At 41.4% G+C, this 3,742-nt stretch carries 5 protein-coding genes; all 5 read right to left on the reverse strand.

Annotated elements, in window-relative coordinates:
* Positions 1–150 precede the first annotated feature (150 nt).
* The gene (locus PHR02_RS10520; RefSeq protein WP_299991931.1) at positions 151–1,095 is read right to left on the reverse strand and encodes a chemotaxis protein; all 945 of its coding nucleotides are present in this window, start codon (positions 1,093–1,095) and stop codon (positions 151–153) included.
* Positions 1,092–1,835, reverse strand: a complete 744-nt coding sequence (locus PHR02_RS10525; protein WP_299991933.1) for a UDP-2,3-diacylglucosamine hydrolase — start codon at positions 1,833–1,835, stop codon at positions 1,092–1,094. The genes PHR02_RS10520 and PHR02_RS10525 overlap by 4 nt, the downstream gene beginning before the upstream one ends.
* Positions 1,825–2,838: an N-acetyl-gamma-glutamyl-phosphate reductase gene (gene argC / locus PHR02_RS10530; protein WP_299991935.1), complete on the reverse strand. Its 1,014-nt coding sequence runs from the start codon at positions 2,836–2,838 to the stop codon at positions 1,825–1,827. The genes PHR02_RS10525 and argC overlap by 11 nt, the downstream gene beginning before the upstream one ends.
* Positions 2,825–3,322, reverse strand: coding sequence for a transcription elongation factor GreA (gene greA / locus PHR02_RS10535; protein ID WP_299991936.1), 498 nt, complete (start codon positions 3,320–3,322; stop codon positions 2,825–2,827). Before greA ends, argC begins: the two co-directional genes overlap by 14 nt.
* A gap of 48 nt (positions 3,323–3,370) precedes the next feature.
* On the reverse strand, positions 3,371–3,742 hold a 372-nt coding region (locus tag PHR02_RS10540; protein ID WP_299991938.1), incomplete at its 5' end, for a type II toxin-antitoxin system RelE/ParE family toxin.

The following is a 3,742-nucleotide window of genomic DNA, read 5'->3' on the forward strand; positions in this document are numbered from 1 at the left end:
TGTGCAACCCTAAAAATACGATTCAATAATTCCAAATCATCAGGGCGCGATTCTAACTCGACAAGATCTTGATCAAGTTGCTCAATGAGTTCAAACGACTCAATCAAAAAGTCCTGTAATATCTCTTGAAATTCATCCATTGCTTAACCCCTATTGAATATGAGCACGCACAACACGTGCTACTTCATCGTAAAATAAATTCGAATCAAATTTGACCAAATACGCTTCTCCACCAGCTTCTTTTCCGCGTATTTCGCTGAAATGATCACTGATAGAGGAGTTAAATACAATCGGAATCATTTTGAAGCGTTCGTCTGCTTTGACATTCGCAGCAAAATGGAAACCATCCATCAATGGCATTTCGATATCAGATGCGATAAGACGTACTTTATTCCCAATCTGATCACCGTATGCACTGTAGAGATCTTCGAGGATTTTAAGCCCTTGCTGCCCATCGGTGGCTTCGATGACATCAAAGCCCATTTGTTCTAACGCTTCTTTGATAATGCGTCGTGCGGTAGCACTGTCATCGAGAAGAAGAACATACCCGCTAAAGCGGTATTTCCCCTCTTCTAATTTTCCGCTAGAGGGTTGATAGAGCCCAAGCTCTTGAACGACACCCTCTAAATCCAAAATCAATAATACACCATCATCTTCAATACGTGTTACGCCGGTGATTTTTGAACCGTCTAATCCTCCTGAAGAAGATACAAATGAAGCCGGTTCAATATCTTTCCAGTTGATTCGACGAATACGCTTGGCTTCGTGAACAACAAATCCAATTAGAATGTTATTAAATTCAGTAATAATCACCCGAGATTCAGCTTCCATCTCTTCAGGAGCATCAACTCCCATCCATTTTGCGAGGTTTACCACAGGGATAACCACACCGCGCAAATCAAAAATTCCTTCGATAAAAGCGGGTGTACCCGGAAGCTCTGTCAATTTTGGAAAACGGATAATTTCACGTACTTTCGAGACGTTTACTCCGTATATTCCCTCGTATATTTCGTCGCCTTCGCGTTTAAATATACGAAAATCGACCAACTCCATCTCATTGGAACCGACTTTTAAAATATCACCTTGTCCCTTCATCGGGGCTCCTTACGAAAAACTGCTTCGTGTAATAACGGCTGATTTTGATTTGATTGTACAGTAAAGTATCTTTCATTGCAAGCAAAAGCACCGATATTAATATAAGTTAATTCATCAAATTCAAACATCTGATTTTGATGAAAATGTCCCTCAATCAATACCTCAAAACTATTTTTTTGAAAATGTTTGAGTCTTCTTACGATTAACTCTTTAAAATTTTCAATAGAACGGCAATGATTTTTTCGTTTCATCTGCTGTTCCAACCATGTAACGATAAATCCCTCACCTAACGTATCAATGCTCCTGAGTAAGGCTAAAATGAATCGGTTACGGATAAGTGCCGTATAAACTTCATATCCCAACCCCATAGCGCTATCGCCGTGAGAAAGTGCGATACGCTTCCCCTCATGCATCATAATGATTGGTTGATTTTCACGGCGGATTACTTGGATCTTCGGAAAAATATTACCCAATAAAAAATCGTGATTTCCCTCTAAATAGATGATTTCAATGCGAGAAGAGAGGCTATTGAGGAGATCAATTTCATCATTATTATAGAGATAGGTGCGTGGTATCGGTCCATAAAGCATGTCTAAAATATCCCCCATCAAAATCAACTGATAGGTTACAACCTCTCCGGACTCCAGCGCACGTAAAAAATCAATAAAAGGGGTGCGCCATGGGGCACTATGCGCATCGGCAATTAAAATTGCCCCGCTTTGAAGTGTATTAAGGGACATAAGCAATTACAGGAATTCCGAGGGTTTCATCCAATCCCATCATGATATTGGCATTAACCAAAGCCTGTGAGCTGGCACCTCGCATGAGATTATCAATCGCACACATGGCGACCAAAGCATTGCCATGACGTGTGGCATACACATCGGCGAAATTGGTTCCTGATGTCATCTTAGTATGAGGAGGTGCAGTGCGAACACGGACAAAAGATTTATTCTTATAAAACGATTCTATAAGTGCTAAAGGATCACAATCACTCTTCAATGTCGCGTAAACACACGCAAGCATCCCCCGTGTCATAGGAACAAGAGAAGGGACAAAAGTGACTTTCACTTCATCGGAACATAAAGCTGAAGCGTGTTGTTCTATCTCCGTAGCATGACGGTGTTTGATGATGTTATAGCAGTTGATATTATCATTAACGCTGACATAGTGAACGGCAGATGAGGGTGATTTCCCCGCACCCGAAACACCGGTTTTAGAATCGATAAAAATAGGACTCGTCAAATCAATGTGATCCAAAAAGGGAGCCAATGCCATGAGTGAAGCCGTAACATGACATCCGGGATTAGCGATAAGACGTGAGCCTTTGGCAATATTGCCATGCAGTTCAGGTATAGAATAGATCGCATGAGAGAGGTTATCCAAATCTTCATGTTCACAGTAAAATGCTTCATACTTCTCTGCTGAAAGACGATAATCAGCCGAGAGATCGACGACTTTTCTCCCCCGCTCTAACAATCCTTTGGCACTCTGCATCGCGGTTTTATGCGGCAGGGCTAAAAATATCAATTCGCATACTGACGATGCACGATCGATATCCGCTTTTTCAACGGCTAAATCACATACACCCATCAATGCTGGATGAAGTTCAGAAACAGTTGTAGCACCTTCGGTATTAGCACAATAAACGAGATTAAAAATCGGATGAGAGACAAGCATTTTAACGAGTTCTAACCCCGTATAGCCACTGACACCGATGATACCAACGTTAATGGGTTTCAAACACGATCTCCTGATATTTCACTTCAACCACTTCAAAGTTTTTGGTTCCGCCGGGAAGTTTCGCATTGAGTTCATCCCCCTCTTGTCGCCCCAAAAGCTGTTTAGCCAAAGGTGAATTAAAAGAGATCAATCCTTGTTCCGGATTACTCTCACATCCACCGACAATGGTATAAGTGACCTCTTCATCGGTATCAAGATTATTTAAAACTACGGTAGAGCCGAAACTGACACGAGCATGTTCAAGTTCACTCGGGTCCACGATCTGCGCACGTGAAATCACCTCTCCAAGTTCTGCGATTCGAGTTCCGATAAAAGCCTGTTTTTCGCGTGCGGCATGATACTCGGAGTTCTCTTTTAGATCACCGTACTCTTTGGCACGATCGATTTCCACATTGACTGCCGGTAAATCGACGTTTTTGAGGGTATTCAGCTCGTCTGATAAGCGCTGAAACCCGTATTTTGTCATCGGTTCTTTTTGTTCCACTGTTTGCTCCGAAAAATAAGTAGGGATATTATACCAAAGGTATCCTACTCATGGGAGATTTTCACGAAAGATGTTCACAATCTCTACCCGCTCTTTAGGCTCATTGATCCGATACAAAATCGAATACCCTTGATACACGAGTTTTCGGATATGTTTTCCATACTCTTCGGCTTTACGTCCCGATTCTGGGAATTGCATAAGAATATTGTAGATATATTCCTTTAGTCTCGACATGTAGGCAAGTGTAATGGATTCGGATTGGCTTTGCGTATAAATAAAATCGGTGATTTGTGTTAATCGATAGGTAGCTTTTTTAGAGAATACGACCGTTTTAATGTTTAACATACTTTGCAGTAGCCATTTCAAATGCTTCATCAATCCCGATGAATTCATCACGGTCGAGTTCTTCAATCGATGTTT

This window comes from Sulfuricurvum sp. (genome assembly GCF_028688295.1).
Lineage (GTDB): Bacteria > Campylobacterota > Campylobacteria > Campylobacterales > Sulfurimonadaceae > Sulfuricurvum.

Excerpts from the sequence above, each read along its gene's own strand:
- PHR02_RS10525 (WP_299991933.1), bottom strand. The coding sequence starts at position 1,835 with ATGTCCCTTAATACACTTCAAAGCGGGGCAATTTTAATTGCCGATGCG.
- PHR02_RS10520 (WP_299991931.1), bottom strand. The coding sequence starts at position 1,095 with ATGAAGGGACAAGGTGATATTTTAAAAGTCGGTTCCAATGAGATGGAG.